Annotated in this window: 17 protein-coding genes; 2 read left to right on the top strand and 15 right to left on the bottom strand. The window is 71.9% G+C overall.

The window, feature by feature from the left end; translation table 11 throughout:
- Positions 1 to 7: 7 nt before the first annotated feature.
- The 6 genes from serA to C4J65_RS24620 all read right to left on the bottom strand — a co-directional run bounded on the left by serA (position 8) and on the right by C4J65_RS24620 (position 10034).
- A complete protein-coding gene (serA, locus tag C4J65_RS24645; protein ID WP_115744353.1) occupies positions 8 to 1597 on the bottom strand; it encodes a phosphoglycerate dehydrogenase in 1590 nt (529 codons plus the stop codon).
- A gap of 218 nt (positions 1598 to 1815) precedes the next feature.
- Complete coding sequence (ilvC, locus tag C4J65_RS24640; protein ID WP_115744352.1) at positions 1816 to 2814, bottom strand: ketol-acid reductoisomerase; 999 nt, start codon at positions 2812 to 2814, stop codon at positions 1816 to 1818.
- A gap of 118 nt (positions 2815 to 2932) precedes the next feature.
- Positions 2933 to 3457, bottom strand: coding sequence for an acetolactate synthase small subunit (gene ilvN / locus C4J65_RS24635; RefSeq protein WP_019329768.1), 525 nt, complete (start codon positions 3455 to 3457; stop codon positions 2933 to 2935).
- Positions 3458 to 3478: 21 nt separating this feature from the next.
- Positions 3479 to 5320, bottom strand: a complete 1842-nt coding sequence (locus tag C4J65_RS24630; protein WP_115744351.1) for an acetolactate synthase large subunit — start codon at positions 5318 to 5320, stop codon at positions 3479 to 3481.
- 242 nt (positions 5321 to 5562) lie between these two features.
- The gene (locus tag C4J65_RS24625; protein WP_162833336.1) at positions 5563 to 8685 is read right to left on the bottom strand and encodes an EAL domain-containing protein; all 3123 of its coding nucleotides are present in this window, start codon (positions 8683 to 8685) and stop codon (positions 5563 to 5565) included.
- A 407-nt stretch (positions 8686 to 9092) separates the two neighbouring features.
- Positions 9093 to 10034 carry a 2-hydroxyacid dehydrogenase gene (locus C4J65_RS24620; RefSeq protein ID WP_115744349.1) on the bottom strand — a complete coding sequence of 314 codons (942 nt, stop codon included), beginning with the start codon at positions 10032 to 10034 and terminating at the stop codon, positions 9093 to 9095.
- A 74-nt stretch (positions 10035 to 10108) separates the two neighbouring features.
- Here C4J65_RS24620 and C4J65_RS24615 point away from each other — a divergent pair, with 74 nt between their 5' ends.
- Together C4J65_RS24615 and C4J65_RS24610 are read left to right on the top strand one after the other, a co-directional pair.
- Positions 10109 to 11107, top strand: coding sequence for an aldo/keto reductase (locus C4J65_RS24615; RefSeq protein ID WP_115744348.1), 999 nt, complete (start codon positions 10109 to 10111; stop codon positions 11105 to 11107).
- Positions 11108 to 11331: 224 nt separating this feature from the next.
- Positions 11332 to 12540, top strand: coding sequence for a PQQ-dependent sugar dehydrogenase (locus tag C4J65_RS24610; protein WP_162833335.1), 1209 nt, complete (start codon positions 11332 to 11334; stop codon positions 12538 to 12540).
- Between the two features lie 8 nt (positions 12541 to 12548).
- Here C4J65_RS24610 and C4J65_RS24605 read toward each other — a convergent pair whose 3' ends face one another.
- The 9 genes from C4J65_RS24605 to gatA form a co-directional block, all read right to left on the bottom strand.
- Entirely contained in the window at positions 12549 to 12758 is a 210-nt protein-coding gene (locus C4J65_RS24605) for a DUF6191 domain-containing protein (protein ID WP_115744346.1), read from the bottom strand.
- A gap of 38 nt (positions 12759 to 12796) precedes the next feature.
- Entirely contained in the window at positions 12797 to 15952 is a 3156-nt protein-coding gene (locus C4J65_RS24600; RefSeq protein ID WP_162833334.1) for a LuxR family transcriptional regulator, read from the bottom strand.
- A 119-nt stretch (positions 15953 to 16071) separates the two neighbouring features.
- Positions 16072 to 16257, bottom strand: a complete 186-nt coding sequence (locus C4J65_RS24595; protein WP_115744344.1) for a hypothetical protein — start codon at positions 16255 to 16257, stop codon at positions 16072 to 16074.
- A gap of 195 nt (positions 16258 to 16452) precedes the next feature.
- Positions 16453 to 17073 (bottom strand): hypothetical protein, encoded by a 621-nt coding sequence (locus C4J65_RS24590; RefSeq protein ID WP_115744343.1) that lies wholly within the window; start codon positions 17071 to 17073, stop codon positions 16453 to 16455.
- A 35-nt stretch (positions 17074 to 17108) separates the two neighbouring features.
- Positions 17109 to 17693 (bottom strand): GNAT family protein, encoded by a 585-nt coding sequence (locus tag C4J65_RS24585; RefSeq protein ID WP_115744342.1) that lies wholly within the window; start codon positions 17691 to 17693, stop codon positions 17109 to 17111.
- Positions 17671 to 19917, bottom strand: coding sequence for an MMPL family transporter (locus C4J65_RS24580; protein WP_115744341.1), 2247 nt, complete (start codon positions 19915 to 19917; stop codon positions 17671 to 17673). Before C4J65_RS24580 ends, C4J65_RS24585 begins: the two co-directional genes overlap by 23 nt.
- A 238-nt stretch (positions 19918 to 20155) precedes the next feature.
- Positions 20156 to 21670: an Asp-tRNA(Asn)/Glu-tRNA(Gln) amidotransferase subunit GatB gene (gene gatB, locus C4J65_RS24575; protein WP_115744340.1), complete on the bottom strand. Its 1515-nt coding sequence runs from the start codon at positions 21668 to 21670 to the stop codon at positions 20156 to 20158.
- A 15-nt stretch (positions 21671 to 21685) separates the two neighbouring features.
- Positions 21686 to 21925, bottom strand: a complete 240-nt coding sequence (locus C4J65_RS24570; RefSeq protein WP_030188427.1) for a hypothetical protein — start codon at positions 21923 to 21925, stop codon at positions 21686 to 21688.
- The gene (gene gatA, locus C4J65_RS24565) at positions 21922 to 23415 is read right to left on the bottom strand and encodes an Asp-tRNA(Asn)/Glu-tRNA(Gln) amidotransferase subunit GatA (protein ID WP_115744339.1); all 1494 of its coding nucleotides are present in this window, start codon (positions 23413 to 23415) and stop codon (positions 21922 to 21924) included. Before gatA ends, C4J65_RS24570 begins: the two co-directional genes overlap by 4 nt.
- Between the last annotated feature and the right edge of the window lie 2 nt (positions 23416 to 23417).

The raw sequence follows: 23417 nt of genomic DNA, 5'->3' as shown, positions 1-23417 counted from the left end.
GGCCGCCTCAGACGAGGTTGACGGACCGGGCGGACGTGGCGCCGATCTCCGCCGCGACCTCCGCCAGAACCCCGGCGGGCACCGTGTCGTCGACGGTGAGGACGGCCAGCGCCTCGCCGCCGACCGTCGCGCGGGCGACCTGCATGCCGGCGATGTTGAGGCCCGCCTCGCCGATGATCCGGCCGACGGTGCCGACGACGCCGGGACGGTCCTCGTAGCGCAGGACGACCATGTGGTCGGCGAGGGCGAGGTCCACGTCGTACTCGCCGATGGCGACGATCTTCTGGAGGTGCTTCGGGCCGGCCAGCGTGCCGGAGACCGACACCTCCTCGCCGTCCGAGAGGGTGCCGCGCACGATGACGACGTTGCGGTGCTCCGGGGACTCCGAGCTGGTGGTCAGCCGGACCTCGACACCGCGCTCCTGGGCGAACAGCGGGGCGTTGACGTACGACACCGTCTCGTCGACGACGTCCTCGAAGACGCCCTTGAGGGCGGACAGCTCCAGCACCTTCACGTCGTGCTGGGTGATCTCGCCGTAGACCTCGACGTCGAGGCGGACGGCGACCTCACCGGCGAGCGCGGTGAAGATGCGGCCGAGGCGCTCGGCGAGCGGCAGGCCCGGCTTGACGTCCTCGGCGATGACGCCGCCCTGGACGTTGACCGCGTCGGGGACCAGCTCACCGGCGAGGGCGAGGCGGACCGACTTGGCGACGGCGATGCCGGCCTTCTCCTGGGCCTCGTCGGTGGAGGCGCCGAGGTGCGGGGTGGCCACGACCTGGTCGAACTCGAACAGCGGCGAGTCGGTGCAGGGCTCCTTGGCGTACACGTCGAGGCCGGCGCCGGCGACGCGGCCCTCCTTGAGCGCCGAGTACAGCGCCTCCTCGTCGACGATGCCGCCGCGGGCGGCGTTGACGATGCGGACGCTCGGCTTGACCTTGCGCAGCGCCTCGTCGCCGATCAGGCCGAGGGTCTCGGGGGTCTTGGGCAGGTGGACGGTGATGAAGTCGGAGACCTCCAGCAGCTCGTCCAGCGACAGCACCTTGACGCCCATCTGCGCGGCCCGCGCGGGCTGCACGTAGGGGTCGTAGGCGACGACCTTCATGCCGAAGGCCGACATGCGCTGCGCGACGAGCGCGCCGATGCGGCCGAGGCCGACGACGCCGAGGGTCTTCTCGGCCAGCTCCACGCCGGTGTACTTGCTGCGCTTCCACTCGCCGTTCTTCAGCGCGGCGTTGGCCTGCGGGATGTTGCGGGCGGTGGCGACGATCAGGCCGCAGGCCAGCTCGGCGGCCGTGACGATGTTGGAGGTCGGGGCGTTGACCACCATCACGCCGGCCTTGGTGGCGGCGGAGACGTCGACGTTGTCCAGGCCGACGCCGGCACGGGCGACGACCTTGAGCTTCTTGGCGGCGGCCACGGCCTCGGCGTCGACCTTGGTGGCGGAGCGGACCAGGATCGCGTCCACGTCGGCGATGGCGGGGAGCAGTTCGGCCCGGTCCGCGCCGTTGCACTGGCGGATCTCGAAGTCGGGGCCGAGCGCGTCCACGGTCGCGGGCGACAGCTCTTCAGCGATGAGTACGACGGGTTTCGAGCTCACGTGAGTCCTCACAAGTCCAATGCGGACGGCCGTCCCGACGGCCGCATGCGGAGGGTTGCTAGCCGCGTGGAAGACGCACGACGCTGTGGGCCTGACGCGTATGTGTTCAGCAGTCTAGTGGCGTGGCGGGCAGTGTCCTGCGCCGCTGCGGAAGCATCACCCGGAAGTGGATCCCGCGGGGGTGCCCGGCACGCCCGGCACCCCCGCGGGGCAAAGACCTACGCCTCTTCGTCGACCCAGCTCATGAGCTTGCGCAGCTCCTTGCCGGTGGTCTCCAGCAGATGCTCGGAGTCCTGCTTCTTGTACTCGTTGTACTTCTTCAGACCGCCGTGGTACTCGTCCATCCAGTTCTTGGCGAAGGTGCCGTCCTGGATCTCGGCGAGGACCTTCTTCATCTCGGCCTTGGTGGCGTCGGTGATGATCCGCGGTCCGGTGACGTAGTCGCCCCACTCGGCGGTCTCGGAGATCGACCAGCGCATCTTCTCCAGGCCGCCCTCGTACATGAGGTCCACGATCAGCTTCAGCTCGTGCATGCACTCGAAGTAGGCGATCTCCGGCTGGTAACCGGCCTCGGTCAGCGTCTCGAAGCCCGCCTTCACCAGTGCCGCGGTGCCACCGCAGAGGACGGCCTGCTCACCGAACAGGTCGGTCTCGGTCTCCTCGGTGAAGGTGGTCTTGATGACGCCGGCGCGGGTGCCGCCGATGCCCTTGGCGTACGACAGGGCCAGCGCGAAGCCGTTGCCCGTGGCGTCCTGCTCGACGGCGGCGATGCAGGGAACGCCGCGGCCCTCCTCGTACTGACGGCGCACCAGGTGGCCCGGGCCCTTGGGGGCGACCATGCAGACGTCCACGCCGGCCGGGGGCTTGATGAAGCCGTAGCGGATGTTCAGGCCGTGGCCGAAGAACAGGGCGTCGCCGTCCTTCAGGTTGTCCTTGATGTCCTTGTCGTAGACCTCGGCCTGGATCGGGTCCGGAACGAGGATCATGATGACGTCGGCCTCGGCGGCGGCCTCGGACGGGCTCACCACGCGCAGGCCCTGCTCCTCGGCCTTGGCCTTGGACTTGGAGCCCTCGTGCAGACCGACGCGCACGTCGACACCGGAGTCGCGCAGCGACAGGGCGTGGGCGTGGCCCTGGCTGCCGTACCCGATGACCGCGACCTTGCGGCCCTGGATGATGGACAGGTCGGCGTCGGCGTCGTAGAACAGCTCGGCCACTGGGTTCTCTCCTTGTGTGCAGGTGTTGCGTCCCACCGTATGCCGGTGGGGGGAGGCGAAGTTTCGGGGTCTCGGAATGCGGGCGGCCGGCGGTGTCCCCGGCCGCCCGTTTCCGTCGTTATGCGGACCGGTCGAGTGCGCGCAGCGAGCGGTCCGTGATCGAACGGGCGCCGCGGCCGATGGCGATCGTGCCGGACTGGACGAGTTCCTTGATGCCGTACGGTTCCAGCATCCGGAGCATGGCGGACAGCTTGTCGCTGCTGCCGGTGGCCTCGATGGTGACGGCCTCCGGGGAGACGTCGACGGTCTTGGCGCGGAAGAGCTGGACGATCTCGACGATCTGGGAGCGCGTCTCGTTGTCGGAGCGCACCTTCACCAGAACGAGTTCGCGCTGGACGGCCTGGGTGGGCTCCAGCTCGACGATCTTGAGCACGTTCACCAGCTTGTTGAGCTGCTTGGTGACCTGCTCCAGCGGGAAGTCCTCGACGCTCACCACGATGGTGATGCGGGAGATGTCGGGGTGCTCGGTGACGCCGACGGCGAGCGAGTCGATGTTGAAGCCGCGCCGGGAGAAGAGGGCGGTGATCCGCGCCAGGACGCCGGGGGTGTTCTCCACCAGGACGGAGAGCGTGTGCTTGGACATGGTCTCTTCGGTCTCTCTCGCTCAGTCGTCTTCGTTGTCGCCGAAGTCGGGGCGGACGTCCCGGGCGGCCATGATCTCGTCGTTGGAGGTGCCGGCGGCGACCATCGGCCAGACCATCGCGTCCTCGTGGACGATGAAGTCGACGACGACGGGGCGGTCGTTGATGGCGTTCGCCTCCTCGATCACCTTGTCGAGGTCGGCGGGGTCCTCGCAGCGGATGGCGTGGCAGCCCATGGCCTCCGACAGCTTCACGAAGTCGGGGACCCGGGTACCGCGGGCGTCCGGGTTGACGTCCTCGGGGCCGGAGTGCAGCACCGTGTTGGAGTACCGCTGGTTGTAGAACAGGGTCTGCCACTGGCGGACCATCCCCAGGGCGCCGTTGTTGATGACGGCGACCTTGATCGGGATGTTGTTCAGGGCGCAGGTGGTCAGTTCCTGGTTGGTCATCTGGAAGCAGCCGTCGCCGTCGATCGCCCAGACGGTGCGCTCGGGCATGCCGGCCTGGGCACCCATGGCGGCCGGGACGGCGTAGCCCATGGTCCCGGCGCCGCCGGAGTTCAGCCAGGTGGCGGGCTTGTCGTACTGGACGAAGTGCGCGGCCCACATCTGGTGCTGGCCGACGCCGGCCGCGAAGATCGTGCCCTCGGGTGCCAGCTGCCCGATGCGCTCGATGACCTGCTGCGGGGAGAGCGAACCGTCCTCGGGCTGGTCGTAGCCGAGGGGGTAGGTGTCGCGCCAGCGGGTCAGGTCCTTCCACCAGGCGGTGTAGTCGCCCTTGCTGCCCTCGTCGTGCTCCTTCTGGACCGCCTGGACCAGGTCGGCGATGACCTCGCGGGCGTCGCCGACGATCGGGACGTCGGCGGCGCGGTTCTTGCCGATCTCGGCCGGGTCGATGTCGGCGTGGACGATCTTGGCGTACGGGGCGAAGCTGTCCAGCCTGCCGGTGACGCGGTCGTCGAAGCGGGCTCCGAGGGCGACGATCAGGTCGGCCTTCTGCAGCGCGGTGACGGCGGTGACCGCACCGTGCATGCCCGGCATTCCCACGTGCAGCGGGTGGCTGTCGGGGAACGCGCCGAGCGCCATCAGGGTGGTGGTGACGGGCGCTCCGGTGAGTTCGGCGAGGACCTTCAGCTCGGCGGTGGCCTTCGCCTTGAGGACGCCGCCGCCGACGTAGAGCACGGGGCGCTTCGCGGCGGAGATCAGCTTGGCCGCCTCGCGGATCTGCTTGGCGTGCGGCTTGGTGACCGGGCGGTAGCCGGGCAGGTCCATGACCGGCGGCCAGGAGAAGGTCGTCTTCTTCTGGAGGATGTCCTTGGGGATGTCGACCAGGACGGGTCCGGGGCGGCCGGTGGAGGCGATGTGGAAGGCCTGCGCGATCACCTTGGGGATGTCCTCGGCCTTGGTGACCAGGAAGCTGTGCTTGGTGATCGGCATGCTGATGCCGACGATGTCGGCCTCCTGGAAGGCGTCCGTGCCGATCGAGGAGGACACCACCTGACCGGTGATCGCGACCAGCGGCACGGAGTCCATGTTGGCGTCGGCGATCGGGGTGACCAGGTTGGTGGCCCCGGGTCCCGAGGTCGCCATGCAGACGCCCACCTTGCCGGTGGCCTGGGCGTAGCCGGTGGCGGCGTGACCCGCGCCCTGCTCGTGCCGGACCAGGACGTGGCGCACCCTGGTGGAGTCCATCAGCGGGTCGTAGGCCGGAAGGATCGTGCCACCGGGAATGCCGAATACCGTGTCGGCGCCGACCTCCTCGAGCGAGCGAATGAGGGACTGCGCACCCGTGACGTGCTCGGGGGCGGACTGTCCTCCGGATCGGGGCCGGGGCTGCGGGTGAGCCCCGGTGGCCTGCTCGGTCATCGGCATTCTCTTCTCGATGCTGAGGGTTTTTGCGAGTTTTGTACGATCTGTGCTGCTGCTCGGCAGGTGCCTGTGCAACAAAAAACCCCTCGTGCCGTAAGGCAAGCGAGGGGAGCGCGTCGGGTGTGGGTCGCGGGGAGTCCGAGTCGGTCCGGACGTCACCAGCTTCAGCCGACGCGCTTTCCAAGTACGAGAATTCGGGTGCGCATGGCACTGACCTTCCCTCCGGCGCGCACCCACTGTCAAGTGGGTGGGACGGGAGTCTCATTATGTGAACGAAGGGCCGTGCCACCACTCAGAACGGCCGGCAGTGCGGAGGCGACACCGCCGGTGACCTGCCCCGGGCCTCCGACGCTCTTGGTGTAGACCCCGGCCCCGCCGCCCGCGAAGGCCGGTTCGGCCGGTCCGTGGGGCACCGGGTAGTGGCCGGCCGCCAGCGCTCTGCGCAGCCGGTACTCGTCCAGGGCCCCGGAGAACGCCATGCCCTGTCCGTGCGTACAGCCCATCGCGCGCAGGGTGACGATCTGCTCGGGCAGGTCGACGCCGTCGGCCACGGACTTCAGTCCGAGGTCGGTGGCGATGCGCAGCAGACCACTGGTGATCTTGTGCAGTCGCGCGGACTCCACGACGCCCTCGACCAGGCCCCGGTCGAGCTTGAGGACGTCCACGGGCAGCCGCCGCAGCGCCGTGATCGCCGCGTAGCCGCTGCCGAAGCCGTCCAGGGCGATCCGGACACCGACCCTGCGCAGGGCGTTCAGCCGACGGTCCAGCTCGTCGAGGCCGACCCGTGGGTCGATGTCCGACAGCTCGATCACAAGGGAGCCCGGCGGCAGTCCGTGGCGGGTCAGCAGTGCCTCCACGGAACCGAGTGGCATGGAGCGGTCCAGCAGGCGGCGGGCTCCGATGCGTATGGCCACGGTCACGGACAGCCCGGTCGCCGCCCGCTCGGCGGCCTGCTCGACGGCCTCGCGCAGCACCCAGCGGTCGAGTTCGGCGGTTCTGTCGCCTTCCTCGGTCACCCGCAGGAACTCGGCGGGGGTGAACAGCACGCCCTGCGAGGAGCGCCAGCGCGCCTGGGCGCACACCGACGTGATCCGGCCGTCCGTCAGCGAGACCACCGGCTGGTGCAGCAGGGCGAACTCCCCGTCGTGCAGCGCGGCGCGCAGCCGGGTTGCCAGCTCGGCCTTGCGCACGACGTCCTGCTGCATCTGTGGTCGGTACAGCTCGACGCGTCCCTTGCCGCCCGCCTTGGCCCGGTACATGGCGAGGTCGGCGTTGCGCAGCAGTTCACCGGCGCCCAGGCCGGGCTCGGCGAAGGCGACGCCGATGGAGGCGTTGACCCGGACCTCGTTGCCGTCGATGAGGTAGGGCTGGGAGAGGGTCAGTCTGAGCCGGTCGGCCAGCTCCCGGATGTGGCCCTCGCGGGCGGCCCGGTCCCGGGCGCCGTCCCCGACGATCAGGGCCGCGAACTCGTCGCCGCCCAGTCTGGAGGCGGTGTCCCCCTTGCGGACGGCCTCGTGGAGTCTGCGGGCCGCCTGGACGAGCAGTTCGTCACCGGCCTGGTGCCCGATGGTGTCGTTGACGCCCTTGAAGCCGTCGAGGTCGATGAAGAGCACCGCCGTACCGCGCAGGGCGGCACCCCGGTCCGAGGCGCGGCGGCCGGAGAGGGCCTGCTGGACGCGCCGGGTGAACAGGGCGCGGTTGGGCAGGTCGGTGAGCGGGTCGTGTTCGGCGTTGTGCTGGAGCTGCGCCTGGAGGCGCACTCTCTCGGTCACGTCCCGGCTGTTGAAGATGAGGCCGCCGTGGTGCCGGTTGACGGTGGACTCGACGTTGAGCCAGGCTCCACCGCCCCCGCCCCCGCCCCCGCCCCCGCCCCCGCCCCCGGAACGGAAGCGGCACTCGATGCGGGTGGTGGGTTCCTCGACCGGGTTGGCGGCCAGGAACCGGCGCACCTCGTGCACCACGCAGCCGAGGTCCTCGGGGTGGATGAGCCCGGCCAGTTCGGTGCCCACCAGTTCCTCCGCGGGCCGTCCGTAGACCCCGGCGGCGGCCGGGGAGACGTAGCGGAGGATGCCGTTGGGCGCGGCGATCATGATGACGTCGCTGGAGCCCTGGACCAGGGAGCGGAAGTGGTTCTCCTTCTGGGCCAGTTCCTGGGTGAGGACGATGTTGTCGAGCAGCATGATGCCCTGCCGGACGACGAGCGCGAGCACGACGGTGCCGCCGGTCAGCAGGACCACGCGGTCGACGCTGCGGCCGTTGAGCACGTTGTAGAGGATGCCCAGGGTGCAGACGGCGGCCGCGAGGTACGGCGTGAGCGCGGCCAGGGACCCGGCGATGGGGCGGGCGGCCGGGTAGCGGCCCCGTTCGCCGCCCTGCCCCGGTCCGGGCAGGGCGGTGGGTGCGGTGGGCGGCACGGAGGGGGGCGTGGGCTGGTGGCCGCTGCCGCGCTGGCCGGGCACGTGCTCGCGCACCACGCGGGTGTGGCCGCCGGTCCCCTGCTCGTCCGGCGTCGCCCGACCGCGCCGGGACGCGGCCCAGGGGGCGTACGCGAGCAGCAGGGAGCCGGCGAACCAGCCCGCGTCTAGCAACTGTCCGGAGCGGTAGCTGTTGTGCAGCAGCGGCGAGGTGAACAGGGCGTCGCACACCACGGTCAGGGCGAGCGCGCCGATGGCGGTGTTGACGGCGGATCGACAGACGGGCGACCGCCGGAAGTGCAGCGCGAGCACCATGCTGACGAGGGCGATGTCGAGCAGCGGGTAGGCCACCGAGAGCGCCGCGTGCGCCACGCTGGACCCGCCCTCGGCCTTGGCCGCCTGGGCGAGCGCCAGGCTCCAGGCCAGGGTCAGCAGCGAACCGCCGATGAGCCAGGCGTCCAGGCCCAGGCAGATCCAGCCGGCCTTGGTCACCGGCCGCTTGGCCAGCACGAGCAGCCCCACGATGGCGGGCGGGGCGAAGCACAGGAAGAACAGGTCCGCGTAGCTGGGGCTGGGCACCGGCACCCGCAGCACGACCTCGTACCACCCCCAGACCAGGTTGCCGAGGGACGCCATCGCGGAGGAGAGGGCGAAGAGCAGCCAGGCCGGCCGGAAGCGGACGCGGCGTCCGCGGGCGTAGAGGAGGCAGGAGACGGCGGCGGCGGCCGCGGCGGCGCTCAGCCCGAAGTCGCCCATGATCTTGGCGACGTACTGCGAACCCCAGCCGAGCGCGGCACCGACGGCGTAGGCCGCGCAGACCAGGGCGAGCACGAGTTGGCGGACGAGGGGCGGCCCGCCGGTGGCGGCCGACGGCCGGGTCAGCAGCGGTCCGGGCGTGGTCTGGCCGTGCAGCGCTCCGTCCAGCGTGGGCACGGGGGGCGGACTCACCGGGGCCTCCCGGTCCGCACCGCTCCCGCGTCCCGCGCGCATCGGTGGGCCGGCCGGTCCTGCCCTCCGCGGTCGCCCGGTCGGCGTGGGTGGGGGCAGCGCGGAGCCGCCCGGCCACCGTGGTGGCCGTGCCGACCTCGTCGGCGCGCGGTCGTGGTCGTGCGCCAGGGTCGCCGGCGGCGGCTCCGCCGCGTCGGATCGTCGGTCCATAGGCCGTACATCGCCCGTCGCCCCCCTCACAGTCTGAGATGTCCATCCCCGGCGCCGTACGGTGCGCGGCGCGTCCCCTGTCGGACGATACACCAGTCTCGTCACTCAGGGACATAGGTTCTCTACGCTCCGTGACGACCAGCGGATATGCGCGCACCCACCGCATCCGGGGAGTCGCGGAGGGTGCCCGAAACGGCTTACGAGCCCGTCGTCAGGATCACGTTGCGCAACGGCTCCCGGTTCACGAACCGGGTCAACTGGTCCACCAGCAGCCGCTCGGCGCGCGGCAGGAAGGCGGAGGTCGGACCGCCTGCGTGCGGGCTGACGACTATGCCGGGAGCATGCCACAGGGGGTGACCCGGCGGCAGCGGTTCGGGGTCGGTCACGTCGAGGGCCGCAGTGAGGCGTCCGCTCTCCAGTTCGGCGAGCAACGCCTTCGTGTCCACGACGGGTCCGCGCGCCACGTTGACGAGCAGGGCACCGTCCTTCATCCGGGCCAGGAACTCGGCGTCGGCCAGTCCCCGGGTGGCCTCGGTGAGCGGTGTGGACAGGATGACCACATCGGCCTGCGGGAGCAGGGCGGGGAGTTCGGTGAGCGGGTGCACGGGGCCGCGCTCCGTGGTGCGGGCGGAGCGCGCGACGCGCACTACCGGCGCGACCTCGAACGGCACGAGCCGGTCCTCGATCGCGGCGCCGATCGACCCGTACCCGACGATCAGGACCGTACGGTCCGCGAGCGCGGGCCGGAACCCGCCGAGCCACTCGCCGCGGTCCTGCGCCCGCACGAAGTCCGGGATGCCGCGCAGCGAGGCCAGGACCAGGGCCAGGGTCAGTTCCGCGGTGCTGGCCTCGTGCACGCCGCGCGCGTTGCACAGCCGTACGCCGGCCGGCAGGTGCTTCAGGCCGGATTCGACGTGGTCGATGCCCGCGGAGAGGGTCTGGACGACCTGGACGGAGCGCATCTCCGGCAGCGGGCGTACGCCGATCCCGCTGGGCTTCATGTAGGGGACGACGTAGAACGCGCAGTCGGCCGGGTCGGCGGGATAGGTCTCCTGGCCGTCCCAGTGGCGGTAGGCGGGACCTTCGGGAAGGCCCTCGATCTCGTCCGGCGGGATGGGCAGCCACACGTCAGCAGTCATGGTCAGGAGGCTATGTCAGGGGGCGGAGCGGCAAAGGCTAGGTTGGGTGGTCCGACAAGGGAGGGTCACGACCGGTGGAGCGCAGGACGATCGGCGCGACGGCACTCGCGGTGGGGGCCGTCGGACTGGGGTGCATGCCGATGAACTGGGCGTACAGCGCCTCGCGGCAGCGTGGCGACGAGTCGCTCAGGGCGGTGCACCGGGCCCTCGACCTCGGTGTCTCCCTGCTGGACACGGCGGACATGTACGGCCCGTTCACCAACGAGCTGCTGCTGGGGCGGGTGTTGAAGGAGCGGCGGTCCGAGGCCTTCGTGTCGACCAAGGTCGGTCTGCTGGTGGGCGAGCAGCACATCGTGGCCAACGGCCGCCCCGGCTATGTGAGACGTGCCTGCGACGCGTCCCTGCGCCGGCTCCAGACGGATGTCATCGATCTCTACCAACTGCACCGTGCCGACCCCGAGATACCCGTCGAGGAGACCTGGGGCGCGATGGCGGAGCTGGTGCGGGCCGGCAAGGTGCGGGCGCTCGGCCTCTGCGCGGTCGGCGCGCGCTCGGCCCGGCGGCCGGGGGCCCGGCTGCACGACGCCACGATCCGTCAACTGGAGCGGGTGCAGCAGGTCTTCCCGGTGAGCGCGGTGGAGGCCGAGCTGTCGGTGTGGTCCCCGGAGGCGCTGCGGACCCTGCTGCCGTGGTGCGTCTCCCGCGGCGTCGGTTTCCTGGCCGCGATGCCGCTGGGCAACGGCTACCTGACCGGCACGCTGACGCCCGGCCAGGGCTTCGAACCGGAGGACCTGCGGGCCCGGCACCCCCGGTTCACCGCCGAGATGATGGCCGCCAACCAGCCCATCGTGGCCGCGCTGCGCCGGATCGCCGCCCGGCACGGCGACGGGGTCACCGCGGCGCAGGTGGCACTGGCCTGGGTGCTGGCGCAGGGGCGGCACGTGGTGCCGGTGCCGGGCACCAAGCGGGAGCGCTGGGTGACGCAGAACGCGGGGGCGGCCCGGCTGGGGCTGACCGAGCGGGACCTGGCGGAGGTGCGGGCGCTGCCGCCGGCGCGGGGTTCCTGGGAGTGAGACCCACGACGCCCGCCCGGCCGACCGCCGCCGGACTCGGGGGTCGGGGTTCAGGGGTCGGGGTCCAGGGGTCGAGGTTCGGGATCGGGAGTCGGGGTTCCGGGTTCGAGGGTCGGGGTTCTGGGTTCTGGGTTCTGGGGTCGGGAGTCGGGGTTCTGGGGTCGGGAGTCGGGGTTCTGGGTTCGGGATTCGGCGATCGGGAACTTGGGGAGCCCCTGCGGTGTATGACAGGGAGAACCCGTCGCGTCGAAGGGACCAAGATCGTGCAACGTCGAGCCGTGCCGGCCGTGCTGACCGCCGCTCTCCTGCTGACGGCCGGCTGCTCCGCCGACTCCTCCGACGGCGCGGACCCGTCCGGAACGGACCGCGGCGCCTCCCCCACCAGTACGGCGGCGCAGTCCTCGCCCGCCGGATCGCCCACCGAGCAGGCACCGCCCGCGAAGGGCTCGGTCAAGGTGCTCCGCACGGTCGCCACGGGGCTGAACAGCCCCTGGGGCCTGGCCCCGCTGCCGGGCGGCGACCTGCTGGTGTCCTCGCGCGACGAGGCCACGATCACGCGCATCGACGCGAAGACTGGCAAGAAGACCGAGCTGGGCGAGGTGCCCGGGGTGTCCCCGTCCGGCGAGGGCGGCCTGCTCGGCATCGCGCTCTCCCCCGACTACGCCTCGGACCACATGGTCTACGCGTACTTCACCTCCGCCTCGGACAACCGCGTCGTGCGCATGCTGTACGACGAGAAGAAGCCGTCGGGCGAGCAGCTGGGCGCGCCGGACACGGTCTTCCGGGGCATCCCCAAGGGTGTGATCCACAACGGCGGGCGGATCGCCTTCGGCCCGGACAAGATGCTGTACGCGGGCACCGGCGAGAGCGGCGACACGGGTCTGTCGCAGGACGAGAAGTCCCTCGGCGGCAAGATCCTGCGGATGACCCCGGACGGCGAACCGGCGCCCGGCAACCCCTTCCCCGACTCCCCCGTGTACTCGTACGGCCACCGGAACGTGCAGGGGCTGGCCTGGGACGGCAGGCAGCGGCTGTTCGCCTCGGAGTTCGGTCAGGACACCTGGGACGAGCTGAACGCGATCAAGCCGGGTGACAACTACGGCTGGCCGGAGGCGGAGGGCAAGGGCGGCGGCTCCGGCTTCCACGACCCCCTCGCGCAGTGGAGCACCGACGAGGCCTCCCCCAGCGGTATCGCCTACGCCGAGGGCTCCGTGTGGATGGCGGGGCTGCGCGGTGAGCGGCTGTGGCGGATCCCGTTGAAGGGCACGGAGGCCGCGGCCGACCCGCAGGCCTTCCTGGAGGGCGAGTACGGCCGGCTGCGCACGGTGGCCCCGGCGGGCGGCGACAAGCTGTGGCTGGTGACCAGCAACACGGACGGCCGCGGCGACGCGAAGGGCGACGACGACCGGATCCTGGAGCTGGAGGTGGAGTAGGCGGCCGGCTACTCGTCTTCCGGGGACGGGGTCCCCGGGTCCGCCGTCTCCTCGTCGGAACGCGGGCGGTGCACGACGACCTTGCCCGACGTGAGGTCTATGGGGCCGTGACTCGGATCGCCGTCCCCCACGTCCTCGCGGGTCAGTTCGAGGCGGTTCTGTTCGTCGTTGGTGTGTTTGCGGCCGGGCGAGAACAGTTCCTCGAATGCGTTGAACATCGGGCCTCCGTCGGTCGGCGTCCCTTACAGCGTAAGCCTCACCCCGTCGAACGGGACGTGAGCCGTTCGACGGGGAACAGCGCCAGCCGGTGGGCCACCGCCGCGGCCTCGCCGCGGCCGGAGACGCCGAGTTTGGCCAGGATGTTGGAGACGTGGACGCTGGCCGTCTTGGGCGAGATGAAGAGCTCCTCGGCTATCTGCCGGTTGGTGCGGCCGTCGGAGACCAGCCGCAGGACGTCCCGCTCCCGGCCGGTGAGACCGAGGGCGTGGGCGGGGTCGGCGGGCCCGGAGGCGGTTACGGGTTCGGCGCCGCGGCCGAGGGTGAGGCGGGCACGCCGGCCGAGTACGGCGACCGCGTCGGACAGCGGGCGCGCGCCGAGGTGGTCGGCGACGGTGCGGGCCAGGCGCAGCAGCTCCGTGGCCCGGGCGCGCTCGTCCTCGCCGCCGGTCGCCAGGAGGGCGTCGGCCAGCCGGTGCCGGACGCGGGCCAGGTCGTAGGGACGCTCCAGGCATTCGAAGGCGGTGACCGCCTCCGACCAGAGCCGCGGGGTGTCGCGGCCCCGGGCGCGGTGGAGTTCGGCACGGACCCAGCGCTCGTGGGCGACCCAGACCGGGGCGCCCGTCGTCAGGTGCTTCGCGGCCTCGGCGAGGCGGTCGAGGACGGCGGCGCGGCCCTCTTCGGCGGCCGGCAGGGAGCGCGCGTCGGCCTCCGCCGCGGCGGCGGACAGCAGCAGGGGCCAGCCGTAGCGCTGCGTACCGGGCGGGAAGCCGGCGTCCAGGACGCGGCCGACTTCGGCGCGGGCGTCCGGGAGGCGGCCCTCCGCCGCGGCGATGCCGACGGTGAGGGCCGCCAGCGGCAGGCGGTGCTGCGGCATGGGGTCGTGCGTGCCGTAGGCGGCGCGGGCCTCGGCGAGCAGCCGGGCGGCCTCGGCCCGCTCGCCGCGGGCGAGGGCGACGGCGGCGCGTTTGAGTGCGGCGCCACCGCGTGGTGCGGGGCTGCGGCCCGGTGCTCCGGCCCGGTCCGCCGCTTCGAGGGCCTCGTCCCAGCGGCCCAGGGAGATCAGCGACTCGGCGAGGTTGCCCCAGACCCAGGCCTCGGACTCCAGCAGCCCCATCCGCCGGGTGAGGTCGACGCCCTCGCGCAGGATGCCGAGCGCGTCCCGCGAACGGCCGACGCTTTCCAGGGACGAGGGCAGGTTGACATGGCTGCGGGCCACCACGGCGGACCGGTCCTGGGCCACGACCAGGTCCCTGACCTGGAACATCTCGGCGAGTCCCACGTCGATCTGCCCGGCGTCCACCATCAGGCCGCCGAGGGTGAGCCGGGCGTTCAGCTCGATCTCGTCGGCGCCCACCATGCGCGCGTACTCGACGGCCCGTTCGGCCGCGGTCATCGCGTCGGGGCCGGGGCTGTGGAGCATCGACCAGTTGGCGGCCATGGCCAGTACCTCGGCGTGCACCTGGGAGGGCGGCAGGCCGCGGACCAGTTCCTGGGCGATGCCCAGTTCCCGCCAGCCGTCGCCGCGGCCCTGGGCCTGGACCAGCAGCGAGCGCTGGGTCCAGAACCAGGCCGCGCGCTGCGGGTCCCGGCCGTTCGCGCCCGCCCCGGTGCCGGTGTCCTGTTCGTCCTCCAGGAGGTGCAGCGCCCGCTTGATGATCTTCATGGCGCGCTCCCGCTCCCCGCACAGCCGCCCGGCGACGGCCGCCTCGGCCATCAGGTCCAGGTAGCGCAGGGGCGTGGTGGCGGGGTCGCGGCCGCTGGGGGTCCCCCCACGCCGTTCAGGCAGTGGGGGAGGGTAGACCTCGGCGCAGTCGACGGGGCGCAGGGTGGCGCGTACGTCGTCGGGGGCGGCGTCCCACAGCTCCATCGCGCGCTCCAGCAGCCGCAACTGCTCGGAGTAGGCGTGCCGGCGGCGGGCCACGACGGAGGCGTCCAGGACGGCGGGCAGTGCCTTGGCGGGAGCGTGGGCGTGGTACCAGTAGCTGGCCAGGCGCATCACGCGCTCGGCGGCGGGCACCAGCGTGGGATCGGCGTCCAGGGCTTCGGCGTAGCGGCGGTTGAGGCGGGAGCGTTCGCCGGGGAGCAGATCGTCGCCGACGGCCTCGCGGACCAGGGAGTGCCGGAAGCGGTAGCCGTCGCCGTCGGGCGCGGGGAGCAGGATGTTGGCGTTCACCGCGGAGCGCAGCGCCTCGATGAGGTCGTCCTCGGCGAGCCGGGCGACGGCGGCGAGCAGCCGGTACTCGACGGTGGAGCCGCCCTCGGCGACGATCCGGGCGACCCGCTGGGCGCTCTCGGGCAGGGCTTCGACGCGGACCAGGAGCAGGTCGCGCAGGGAGTCGGTGAGGCCGGTGCAGCTGCCCTCGTGGAAGGCGACGGCGAGTTCCTCGACGAAGAAGGCGTTGCCGTCGGAGCGTTCGAAGATCTCGTCGACCTGGAGCGGGTCGGGCTCGTGGGCGAGGATTCCGGCGATCTGGCGGCCCACCTCGTCGCGGGTGAAGCGGCCGAGTTCGAGGCGGCGGACGGTGCGCAGCCGGTCCAGCTCGGCGAGCAGGGGGCGCAGTGGGTGGCGGCGGTGGATGTCGTCGGAGCGGTAGGTGGCGAGGACGACGAGGCGGCCGCTGCGCAGGGTGCGGAAGAGGTAGGCGATCAGGTGGCGGGTGGAGGCGTCGGCCCAGTGCAGGTCCTCCAGGACGAGGACGACGGTGTGCCGGGCGGCGACGCGCTCCAGCAGGCGGGCGGTGAGTTCGAAGAGCCGGGCCATGCTCTCCTCGTCGTGCCGGCCGCCGCCGGTGACCGGGGCGCCCTCGCCCAGTTCGGGCAGTAGCCGGGCCAGCTCCTCCTCCTGGCCGGCGGCCGCGGCGGCCAGCTCCTCGGGCAGGTGGCGGCGCAGGGCGCGCAGCGCGGTGGAGAAGGGCGCGAAGGGCAGCCCGTCGGCGCCGATCTCCACGCAGCCGCCCAGCGCGACGACGGCGCCGCGCCGGTCCGCCGCGGCGGCGAACTCCTCGACGAGTCGGGTCTTGCCGACCCCGGCCTCGCCGCCGAGCAGCAGTGCCTGCGGCTCCCCGCCGGTGGCGGCCGCCCCGGCGGCGTCGCTGCCCGTGGCGCGGGCGAGCGCGTCGTTCAACGTGTCCAGTTCGCCGGTGCGGCCGACGAACACGGGACTGACGGACCTGGTCTCCACGGAAGCGAGCATCGCACGCGGGTACGACAGCGGGTCACCGGTTTTCGGCGGGTGGGCAGCGGCGGGGACGACGGCGCCGGGAACGACGGCGGGGAGGGAGGCCGTGCGGCCCCCCTCCCCGGCTCCCCCGTTCACGCGGTCCGGGCGAACCGGTGCCCGCGTCGGCGCGGCGTATGGCTCTCGGCCACGGCACCGCCGTGTCGGGCCTGGCGGCGGGCGGCGCGGCGGGCCCGGATCACCTCGCGGGCCAGCCGGGACTCGTCGGCGCGGCGGATCAGTTCGGCGGAGCGGTACTGCTGGAACTCGTACTCGTACATGGTGTGCCCCTCGGCTTCGCTTCGGTTTCGGCTTCGCTTGCTTGCGATGCCTCAACCTTCGTCTCCCAGGGGGGTGGGCCACATCGGGTAAGTTCCGCATCTTCGGCGCCGCACGGGGCCTTAGACGTGCGTGAGGGGTCTTAGGGCGCGCGCCACGGGTGGGCGTTTGTCCTAAGACCCCTCGGAAATGCCTGGTCAGCCGGTGGCGGGCAGCCCCAGCAGGACGTCCGTGTACTTCAGGACGGCCAGCAGCAGACCGATGACGCCGAGGGCGACGCCCGCCCAGGCGACCGACTTGATCCACGGGGCCTGCGGGCGGCCGGGCGCGCCGAACGCGGGGCGGGCCAGCACGAGGACGCCGACGATCAGCGCGACCAGGGCGAAGATGCCGCCCCACATCGCGGTGGCCTGCCAGGCGTTGCCGTAGCCCTTCTCGATCAGCGTGCCGACGTCCGACGACGAGGACGTCTGCAACTGGCCCATCAGCGACTCGCGCGCGGAGGCCACGGTGCCGACCCAGCTGCCGGTCAGGGAGACGATGCCGAGACCGGCGGAGACCACGGCGCCCGCGCCCTGGCCGACGCCGGTGGGGGCCGCCCCGGTGCCTTCGGTGCCGTCCGTGTCCTCGTCCGTGTCCTCGTCCGTCGCCGCGTCGGCGCCCTCGGGGGTGCCGGTCTCGGCCGCCTCAGGGGCCTCGGCCGCCTTGGTGACGTCAATGGACTCGGAGGCCTCGGTCGCTTCGGCCGCATCGGCCGCCTCGTCCGTCTTGTGCTCGTCGGTCTTCACGCCGGTCTCGTCCACTGTCTTCGTTCCCATGCCTCGCACCGTACGGACGCTGTCTGAGAGGTCCCTTAATGATCCTTGTGAGCGGCACGCGCGCGTGCTTGCCGTGCTGCCCGCCACTCGGGTGCGAGCACCGCCCACACCTCCATGTCCTGGCGCGTGCCCCGGTAGGGAAAGCTCTCGCGCAGCACGCCCTCACGCATCATGCCGAGTCGTCGCGCGGCGTTGACGCTCGGGGTGTTCGCGGTCGAGGCGTACCACTCCACGCGGTGCATGCCGCGCTCGTCGAAGGCCCAGTCGATCAGCACGCGGGCACCGCGGGTGACCAGGCCGCGGCCCGTACCGGCGGGCTCCAGCCAGCAGCCGATCTCGCAGACGCCGGTGGCGGCGTCGAAGACGCGGTAGAGGAGGCCCCCGACGAGGGTGCCGTCCAGCCACAGCCCGTGCAGGAAGCCGCTGTCGGCGGCGTGCCGGTCGGCATAGGCCTGGAGCACCTCGCGCGCGGAGACGACGTCGACGGCCTTCGCCCCGAAGGGGATGTGTTCGGTGATGAAGTCCCGGCCGCGGTCCAGGTGGGCCAGGAACTCCTCGGCGTGCCAGGTCTCCAGGGGGCGCAGTTCGGCTCCGTCGTCACCCAGTGGTATCGCGTACATCCCGCTGCCGTTCCTCCTCCGCAAGGACGTCCGCCACCTCGGCGTCCGTCGCCGCGGCCAGCCTCTCATGGGCGGCCCGGCACTCGGGCGGCTCGATGCTGATGCGCGGCAGGAGGGCGTCCAGGCGGCGCGGCAGCCACCAGTTGGCCCGGCCGAGCAGGTGCATCAGGGCGGGCACCAGGAGGGTGCGCAGGACGAAGGCGTCCAGGGCGACCGCGGCGGCGAGCGCGATGCCGAACATGGCGATCACGCGGTCGCCGCTGAGGACGAAGGCGAGGAAGACCGAGATCATGATGACGGCTGCGGAGTTGATCACGCGGCCGGTCTCGGCGAGCCCGACCCGGACGGCCCGGCGGTTGTCGCCGGTCTCCAGCCACTCCTCGTACATCCGGCTGACGAGGAAGACCTGGTAGTCCATGGAGAGCCCGAAGAGCACCGAGACCATGATCACGGGCAGGAAGGGTTCGATCGGCCCCGCGCTGCCGAGGCCGAGCAGTTCGCTGCCCCAGCCCCACTGGAAGATCGCCACGACCACGCCGAAGGCGGCGGCCACCGCGGCCACGTTCATGGCGGCGGCCTTGAGGGGGATGCCGACGGACCGGAAGGCCAGCAGGAGCAGCAGGCAGCCGAGGCCGATGACGACGCCGACGAAGAGGGGCAGCTTGCCGACGATGACGTCGGCGAAGTCGTCGTAGCCGGCCGTCACGCCGCCGACGTGTACGTCGAGCGCGGTGCCGGCCTCGGCGCGCGGCAGCACCTCGGAGCGCAGCCGCTCGACCAGGTCGCTGGTGTTCTCGGACTGCGGTGCCGACTCGGGTACGACGGTGAGGTACGCGGCGTTGCCGCCGGAGTTGTACATCACCGGGGTCACCGAGGAGACGCCCTCGGTGGTGCGCAGGGTGGCGTCGAGGTTGTCCAGGGCGAGGCGGTCCTCGGCTCCGCGGACCTCGGTGACCAGGGTGAGCGGGCCGTTGACGCCGGGGCCGAAGCCGTCGGCGAGGAGGTCGTAGGCCTGGCGGGTGGTGGTGGCCTGGGGATCGTTGCCCTGGTCGGAGGTGCCCAGGCGCAGGCCGAGGGTGGGCAGGGCGACGACGGTGATGACGACGAGGGCGAGCGCGCCGAGCAGTTTCGGGTGGCGCTCGACGAAGGCCGACCAGCGGGCGGCGAACCCGGTCGGCACCTCGGGTTCGGGGCCGTGCTCGGCGAGCCGGCGCCGCTCGCGCCGGCTCAGGGCGCGCGGGCCGATGTACGACAGCAGGGCGGGCAGCAGCGTCACGGAGGCGGCGACGGTGAGCAGCACGGTCAGCGAGGCGGCGACGGCGACGCCGTTGAGGAAGCTCAGCCGGAGGATCAGCATGCCCAGCAGGGCGATACAGACGGTGGCACCCGCGAACACCACGGCGCGTCCGGTGGTCGCCACGGCGTCGGCGGCGGCGTCCGCCACGGACAGGCCCCGTTTCAGTCCGCGCCGGTGTCTGGTGACGATGAACAGGGCGTAGTCGATGCCGACGCCGAGTCCGATGAGGGTGCCGAGCATGGGCGCGAAGTCGGCGACGGTCATGGCGTGGCCGAGGAGGGTGATGCCGGCGTAGGCGGTCCCGACGGAGACCAGTGCGGTGGCGATGGGCAGCAGCGCCGCGGCGACGGAGCCGAAGGCGAGGAAGAGGACGACCGCGGCCACGGCCACGCCGACGGCCTCGGCGAGGTGGCTGCCGCCGGACTCGGTGAGCGCTATGGCGCCGCCGCCCAGTTCGATGCGGAGTCCGTCGGTCTCGGCCGCCTCGGCGGCGTCCACCACGGCCCGCGCCTGGCCCGGGTCGATGTCCTGGGAGGCGGCCGCGAAGGTGACGGTCGCGTACGCGGTGTCGGCGTTCTCGCTGATCAGGGGCGAGTCGGGGTCGACGTACGGGTTGGTGACCGCGGCCACCCCGGGCAGGTCCGCGATGCGGTCCAGGGTGCGGGTCATGGTCTGCTCGACGTCGGCCGCGCGGACGGTCCCCGACGTGGTGTGCCAGACGATCGTGTCGCTGTCGCCGCCGAGGTCGGGGAAGCGGGATTCGAGCAGCCGGGAGGCGCGGTCGGAGCCGGTGCCGGGGATCCCGTAGTCGTTGGAGTACGCGGAGCCGGCGACCGTGGCGGCCGTGGCGACGCCGCCGAGGGCGAGCAGCCAGAGCAGGACGGTGACGAGGCGACGTTGAACACACCAGCGTGCGAGGGCTGCCACGAACGTGCTCCCAGGGTGTCTGATTGTGGATCTTTGCCGGAAACACCCGTGAAGCCGGGAACGCCGGGAACGGCCGTCCATGGTGTGAACAGTCCGCAAAGAACGCATGAGCAATGCGGAATCACTCTTGCAAACAGAAGTGATCCTTTGCGGACTTAGTGGGCTTATTCACAACAACGGCCCTGGGGGGACGCGTCACGGTCGACGCGTCCCCCCAGGGCTCATGGTGTATCGGGTCTCAGCCCTCGGTCACACCCAGCTTCTCCAGGATCAGCTCCTTGACGCGGGCCGCGTCCGCCTGGCCCCTGGTCGCCTTCATGACCGCGCCGACCAGGGCGCCGGCCGCGGCCACCTTGCCGCCGCGGATCTTGTCCGCGATGCCCGGGTTGCCGGCGATGGCCTCGTCGACGGCGGTGGTCAGCGCGCCCTCGTCGGAGACGACCTTCAGGCCGCGCTTGTCGACGACCTCGTCCGGCGTGCCCTCCCCGGCGAGGACGCCGAGGATGACCTGGCGGGCCAGCTTGTCGTTCAGCTCGCCCTTGGTCACCAGCTCGGCGACGCGGGCGACCTGGACCGGCGTGATCGCCAGCTCGTCGAGCGCCTTGCCCGACTCGTTGGCGCTGCGGGCCAGCTCGCCCATCCACCACTTGCGGGCGGAGGCCGCGTCGGCACCGGCGTCGATCGTGGCGACGATCGGGTCGAGGGCTCCGGCGTTGAGGATGGACTGCATGTCGTTGCCGGAGATGCCCCACTCCTCGCGGAGCCGGCTGCGGCGGACCAGCGGCAGCTCGGGCAGGACGGAGCGGATCTCCTCGACCCACTCGCGGGACGGGGCCACGGGCACCAGGTCGGGCTCCGGGAAGTACCGGTAGTCCTCGGCCTCCTCCTTCACGCGGCCCGAGGTGGTGGACCCCGTGTCCTCGTGGAAGTGGCGGGTCTCCTGGATGATCGTGCCGCCGTCGTTCAGCACGGCGGCGTGCCGCTGGATCTCGAAGCGGGCGGCGCGCTCGACGGAGCGCAGCGAGTTGACGTTCTTGGTCTCGCTGCGGGTGCCGAACTTCTCCCGGCCGTGCGGGCGCAGCGACAGGTTGACGTCGCAGCGCATCTGGCCCATCTCCATGCGGGCCTCGGACACGCCGAGGGCACGGATGAGTTCGCGCAGCTCGCGGACGTACGCCCGCGCGACCTCGGGGGCCCGCTCGCCCGCTCCCTCGATCGGCTTGGTGACGATCTCGATGAGCGGGATACCGGCGCGGTTGTAGTCGAGCAGGGAGTGCGAGGCGCCGTGGATGCGGCCCGTCGCGCCGCCGACGTGCAGCGACTTGCCGGTGTCCTCCTCCATGTGGGCGCGCTCGATCTGGACGCGGAAGGTCTCCCCGTCCTCCAGCTGCACGTCGAGGTAGCCGTCGAAGGCGATCGGCTCGTCGTACTGGGAGGTCTGGAAGTTCTTCGGCATGTCCGGATAGAAGTAGTTCTTCCGGGCGAAGCGGCACCACTCGGCGATCTCGCAGTTCAGCGCGAGACCGATCTTGATCGCCGACTCGACGCCGGTCGCGTTGACGACCGGGAGCGCGCCGGGCATGCCGAGGCAGACGGGGCAGGTCTGGGTGTTGGGATCGGCACCGAGCGCGGTCGAACAGCCGCAGAACATCTTGGTGTGGGTGCCGAGTTCGACATGGACCTCGAGGCCCATGACGGGGTCGTACGACGCGAGTGCGTCCTCGTACGACACCAGGTCGGTCGTGGTGGTCACGGTGAAACTTCCCTCTCAGCCCAGCAGGACGTCGTCGTCGCCGAGGCGCTTCAGCTCGCGGTAGAGGATGGCGAGGTTGGTGACGACCGCGGCGCCGGTCACGACGGCGTCGAGCAGTCGCAGCGTGTCACTCTCGCCACGCGCCTTCTTGATCTGCTTGTAGACACCCACGGCGCCGAACGCCGAGGTGGCCATCGAGACGTACAGACCGGACTTGGACTTCTTGAAGCCCTTGGCCTTGGACAGTGCGCTCACAGCGACGGTGCCTCCTCGATCAGCGGGTGGCCCCACTTTTCCACGAAGGCGGCCTCGACGGCGGCGCCGACCTTGTAGAGCCGGTCGTCCTTCATGGCGGGGGCGATGATCTGCAGACCCACCGGCAGGTTGTCCTCGGGCGCGAGGCCGCAGGGCAGCGACATGGCCGCGTTGCCCGCCAGGTTGGTGGGGATGGTGCACAGGTCGGCCAGGTACATCGCCATCGGGTCGTCGGCGCGCTCGCCGATCGCGAAGGCGGTGGTCGGGGTCGTCGGGGAGACGATCACGTCGACCTGCTCGAAGGCCCGCTCGAACTCCCGCTTGATGAGGGTGCGGACCTTCTGGGCGCTGCCGTAGTAGGCGTCGTAGTACCCGCTCGACAGGGCGTACGTGCCGAGCATGATGCGGCGCTTGACCTCGGGGCCGAAGCCGGCCTCGCGGGTCAGGGAGGTGACCTCCTCGGCGGAGTGCGTGCCGTCGTCGCCGACGCGGGCGCCGTAGCGCAGGCCGTCGAAGCGGGCCAGGTTGGAGGAGCACTCGGACGGGGCGATCAGGTAGTACGCGGAGAGCGCGAGGTCGAAGGACGGGCAGTCCAGCTCGACGATCTCGGCGCCCAGCGACTTCAGCAGCTCGACGGACTCGTCGAAGCGCTGCACGACACCGGCCTGGTAGCCCTCGCCGCGGAACTGCTTGACGACGCCGACGCGCATGCCGTCGACGCTGCCGTTGCGGGCGGCCTCGACGACCGCGGGGACCGGGGCGTCGATGGAGGTGGAGTCCATCGGGTCGTGCCCGGCGATCGCCTCGTGCAGCAGGGCCGCGTCCAGGACCGTGCGGGCGCAGGGGCCGCCCTGGTCGAGGGAGGAGGAGAAGGCCACCATGCCGTAGCGGGAGACGCCGCCGTAGGTCGGCTTGACGCCGACCGTGCCGGTGACGGACGCGGGCTGGCGGATGGAGCCGCCGGTGTCGGTGCCGATGGCGAGCGGGGCCTGGAAGGCGGCGAGCGCGGCCGAGGAACCGCCGCCGGAGCCGCCGGGGATCTTGGTGAGGTCCCAGGGGTTGCCGGTCGGGCCGTAGGCGCTGTTCTCGGTGGAGGAGCCCATGGCGAACTCGTCCATGTTGGTCTTGCCGAGGATGACGACGTCGGCGGCCTTGAGGCGCTTGGTGACGGTCGCGTCGTACGGCGGGATCCAGCCCTCGAGGATCTTCGAACCGACGGTGGTGGGGATGCCCTCGGTGGTGAAGATGTCCTTGAGCGCGAGGGGGACGCCGGCCAGCGGGCCGAGCTTCTCCCCGCGCTCGCGCTTCTCGTCGACGGCGCGGGCCTGGGCCAGCGCGCCCTCGCGGTCCACGTGCAGGAAGGCGTGCACCTTCTCGTCGACGGCCTCGATGCGGGCCAGGTGGGCCTCGGTGACCTGGACGGCGGTCAGCTCGCCGGAGGCGATCTTCGCGGCGATCTCGGCCGCGGTGAGCTTGATGATGTCGCTCATGG

This window comes from Streptomyces sp. CB09001 (assembly GCF_003369795.1).
Lineage (GTDB): Bacteria > Actinomycetota > Actinomycetes > Streptomycetales > Streptomycetaceae > Streptomyces.
Note: the sequence above shows the minus strand (reverse complement) of the source record. Positions and strands in the feature narration are given on the sequence as shown.

What these genes read in the sequence shown, in the direction of transcription:
- C4J65_RS24630 (WP_115744351.1), bottom strand. Translation starts at nt 5,320, where the DNA reads ATGACCGAGCAGGCCACCGGGGCTCACCCGCAGCCCCGGCCCCGATCC.
- ilvN (WP_019329768.1), bottom strand. Translation starts at nt 3,457, where the DNA reads ATGTCCAAGCACACGCTCTCCGTCCTGGTGGAGAACACCCCCGGCGTC.
- C4J65_RS24590 (WP_115744343.1), bottom strand. Translation starts at nt 17,073, where the DNA reads ATGGGAACGAAGACAGTGGACGAGACCGGCGTGAAGACCGACGAGCAC.
- gatA (WP_115744339.1), bottom strand. Translation starts at nt 23,415, where the DNA reads ATGAGCGACATCATCAAGCTCACCGCGGCCGAGATCGCCGCGAAGATC.
- C4J65_RS24585 (WP_115744342.1), bottom strand. Translation starts at nt 17,693, where the DNA reads ATGTACGCGATACCACTGGGTGACGACGGAGCCGAACTGCGCCCCCTG.
- C4J65_RS24620 (WP_115744349.1), bottom strand. Translation starts at nt 10,034, where the DNA reads ATGACTGCTGACGTGTGGCTGCCCATCCCGCCGGACGAGATCGAGGGC.
- C4J65_RS24600 (WP_162833334.1), bottom strand. Translation starts at nt 15,952, where the DNA reads ATGCTCGCTTCCGTGGAGACCAGGTCCGTCAGTCCCGTGTTCGTCGGC.
- C4J65_RS24595 (WP_115744344.1), bottom strand. Translation starts at nt 16,257, where the DNA reads ATGTACGAGTACGAGTTCCAGCAGTACCGCTCCGCCGAACTGATCCGC.
- C4J65_RS24605 (WP_115744346.1), bottom strand. Translation starts at nt 12,758, where the DNA reads ATGTTCAACGCATTCGAGGAACTGTTCTCGCCCGGCCGCAAACACACC.
- C4J65_RS24610 (WP_162833335.1), top strand. Translation starts at nt 11,332, where the DNA reads ATGACAGGGAGAACCCGTCGCGTCGAAGGGACCAAGATCGTGCAACGT.